Annotated in this window: 3 protein-coding genes and 1 pseudogene; all 4 read right to left on the bottom strand. The window is 26.2% G+C overall.

Annotated features, from left to right (window positions below; translation table 11 throughout):
* Positions 1-68: 68 nt before the first annotated feature.
* Positions 69-395: pseudogene (locus tag Q0H31_RS12980) on the bottom strand (phage tail protein); the annotation flags it as partial.
* Between the two features lie 359 nt (positions 396-754).
* The gene (locus Q0H31_RS12975; protein WP_295298858.1) at positions 755-1,633 is read right to left on the bottom strand and encodes a phage tail protein; all 879 of its coding nucleotides are present in this window, start codon (positions 1,631-1,633) and stop codon (positions 755-757) included.
* Positions 1,634-1,863: 230 nt separating this feature from the next.
* On the bottom strand, positions 1,864-2,388 hold the full coding sequence (locus tag Q0H31_RS12970; protein WP_295298856.1) for a hypothetical protein: 525 nt from the start codon (positions 2,386-2,388) through the stop codon (positions 1,864-1,866).
* Positions 2,388-3,170 carry a site-specific DNA-methyltransferase gene (locus tag Q0H31_RS12965; RefSeq protein ID WP_295298854.1) on the bottom strand — a complete coding sequence of 261 codons (783 nt, stop codon included), beginning with the start codon at positions 3,168-3,170 and terminating at the stop codon, positions 2,388-2,390. Before Q0H31_RS12965 ends, Q0H31_RS12970 begins: the two co-directional genes overlap by 1 nt.
* Between the last annotated feature and the right edge of the window lie 143 nt (positions 3,171-3,313).

Raw genomic sequence — 3,313 nt, 5'->3', positions numbered from 1 at the left:
GAAAAACAGTTGGAAATTATATATAATTTAGCAAGAAAGGAGCTTTTTTAGTTATCTAGGACAGCCCCTAAAAAAATTATACTCTTAAAGTTTATATCATTTTTTATTAAGTATATTTTATTTTCTTCTACCTCTTCTAATTCTCTAATACAATTGATTTCATCCAATAAAACAGGATACACCCTAACACCATCTAAAAGAAACTCCATCTCCTCTAAAGCACCATTTATACCGTATCCTATATCAACACAAAATAATCTCTCGCCTTCAAAAACTTTTATTTGCTCATTATCCTCACTTAGCTGCAATGAATTATTTATTTTTTCTAACTTAAAACTATTCTCACTTATCTTGTATTGGAAAGGAGCTTGTAAATTATTTTCATTAAGAAACATATATATTTACTCCAAATATTTTTATTATGATTGTTTGTTATTTACAGACTTATTTCAAAACATATTGAAAAGAATTAATATAAAAAAGTAGTTCTTAGTGCATAGTAGGCAAAATGCAAAATATGACAACATATAATTGTTCAGCTATATACTGAAAATTTTTAAGTTTGTTAAAATCATATTTTTAATTTTAATTATTTATTGGTATAAAAGAAGCACAAAAACTGCATTTTTGCACTTTTTGCAACTTTTTGCGGCGGGAAAAAGTTGAAGAAAAAATTTCTTTTAAACAAAATATAGTTGTTTAGGTATACACTAAAAAATATTGTATAACAGTTTTAAAACAAGCTTATAAACCCTTACTTGCTGCGTACCAAAAAATATAATGTGGCTTTTATACTATTACTGCCATTATTTTTTAAAGCTAACACTGGTTTTCTATCTTCCAAAATAGGAAAGCTCATCAAATTTGGAAGACCAACATAATTACCCATTATATTTTTTTGATACTCGCCTCCAAAATATTGATAGCTCGCATAACTTCCAAAATACCCTATTAAAGGAATAGTATCAGAAACATCACTAAAAAGACCAAATGAAGATAGGCTTATAAGAGCATTAGTATCACCTTCTATTACTCCGCATACTTGTAAATATTCTAAATCTTCCCTCCAATTCAATGCCCAATTTTGATTGCCTTCTCCTGTTTTCGTTATAACTTCTTTTAATACAAAAGTAGAATTATTTTTAATAGTTTCTATTTTGCTGTTTATATCCTCAATATATGAAGGCACTCCAACAGTTCTTTCAAACATATCGTTAAGAACGGCACTTGTTATTGAAGTTGTTATATATCTTCCGCTTACTATTCTAAATTTTTTGCCTGCATAAATTGAGCTTAAAAAATAAGTACCTCTTAAACCTTCTTTATTAAACCAAAAAACTTCATTTTCTTTAGGAGTATATTTATTATTTCCAATATCTACGATTATAGGATTTAAATCTGCTATTTTTTTGTTTGTGTTTGGCTCAATTACTTGAAGTATGGAATCATTCAAAAAAGAAAGTGAAGTGGTTAGAAGGCCTGTGCTTATTGCAACATAATCAGCATTTTTGAATGGGCTTAAAAGAGGTATATCGAAATCTAAATTATGAACCTCCTGTAACGCATTCTCATCTGTAAATGGATTATAGGTGTTTGCAAGCCCGAAATAATTTAATATAGTTCCTGATGACATAAAATTTCCTTAAGATTTTGTTTTATTCAACTTTTTCCAGCCGCAAAAAGTTGCAAAAAGGCAAAATTATAGATTAATATTTTAAAAACATGAATTAAATATAATGTGATACTATAAATTCAGATTGAAAATACAGTTCTTTGCGAAGAGTATCTGAAGGATATAAGGTCCTTTTAGTTCTAAATGTATGTCTTTTGTCATAAAATAAATGAATATATTTAATTAATTTATTAAATTTTATCAATTTCTTCTTTTAATTTTTTTCTTCCAGAATAATTCCAATATGTAACGTCTTGTTCTATAAACAACCATTTTATTATTTTTAATAATAAATCTACAGGTATTCCCATTTTTAAATTAATGTTGTTATCATTATTTGCTTCTTCTTTACAAAGAAAAATATTATCTATTTTAGAAATTAATTTTTTATATTCTGAGTTTGATTCAGATTTTTTTAATGATAAATCCTCAAGTATATCTTTATGGCTTGGATTTCTACGAGCCCTAGACCCATTTTTAGCAAAGTTATAATTATTAGTAGATATAACAAAATCCATCCCTTTATTAAGTGGTGCTGGTCTTTTTAAATAAATTTCATGATCATCTGATTTTTCAACAATATATTCATACTTAGATGTTTTTTCCTTATTTCCATTACCTGGTTCTTCTTCTAAAAAAATTCCTATTAAATCATTTTTTAATTTTTTTCTATCAGTAATATTAGTAATGTTTTTTATTTCTTTTCTAATAACCATTATAAAATATCCTCAAATATATTATTTTTTATATCTTTAATTCTTTTTTTAGTAAGCTCTATATAATTCTCATCTATATCTATACCTATATAATTTCTATTTCCTATCATAGCACAAGCTACGGCTGTAGTGCCAGAACCATTAAAAGGATCTAATATCGTATCATTATCCTTTGTAGATGCAAGTATTATTCTTATTAATAAATCTATTGGCTTTTGAGTTGGGTGCTTTCCATAAATTTTTTCATTTTTAGCAGGAGTCGATATAGACCAAACACTCCTCATTTGTTTACCTTTGGACTTTAATTTATCTTTTTCAAAATCCAAATTTTTCATTAAATCATAATTATAAAAATGTTTTGCTTTTTTATTTTTTTTTGCCCATATAAGTGTTTCATGACTATGAGCAAAAACATTACAACTTAAATTAGGAGCTGCATTAGGTTTGTACCAAGCTATATCATTCAATATATAAAAGTTCAATTTTTCTAATATAAAACCACATTTATATATGCTATGATTAGTACCGCTTATCCATATAGTGCCATTATCTTTTAAAACTCTTCTACATTTTGATATCCAAGTTTCATGAAAGGCAACATCTTGATCGAATCCTAAACTTATATCCCATTCACCTTTATTTACACTTACTCTTTTTCCGTTATGACAAGTTGTTCCATTATTAGATAAATTATAAGGAGGATCTGCAAATATCATATCTATACTATTCTCTTCTAAAGTATCCAATATTTCCAAACAATTACCATTTATTAAAGTATCCAAAATTATTACCTATTAACTAAAATATTGTAATTATTATAAACTAAATTATTTTTCTATCAATAAAAGTTTAGGGGCTGTCCTAGATAACTAAAAAAGCTCCTTTCTTGCTAAATTATATATAATTTCCAACTGTTTTTCAACTT

The organism is uncultured Brachyspira sp. (assembly GCF_934747485.1).
Classification (GTDB): Bacteria; Spirochaetota; Brachyspiria; order Brachyspirales; family Brachyspiraceae; genus Brachyspira.
Note: the sequence above shows the minus strand (reverse complement) of the source record. Positions and strands in the feature narration are given on the sequence as shown.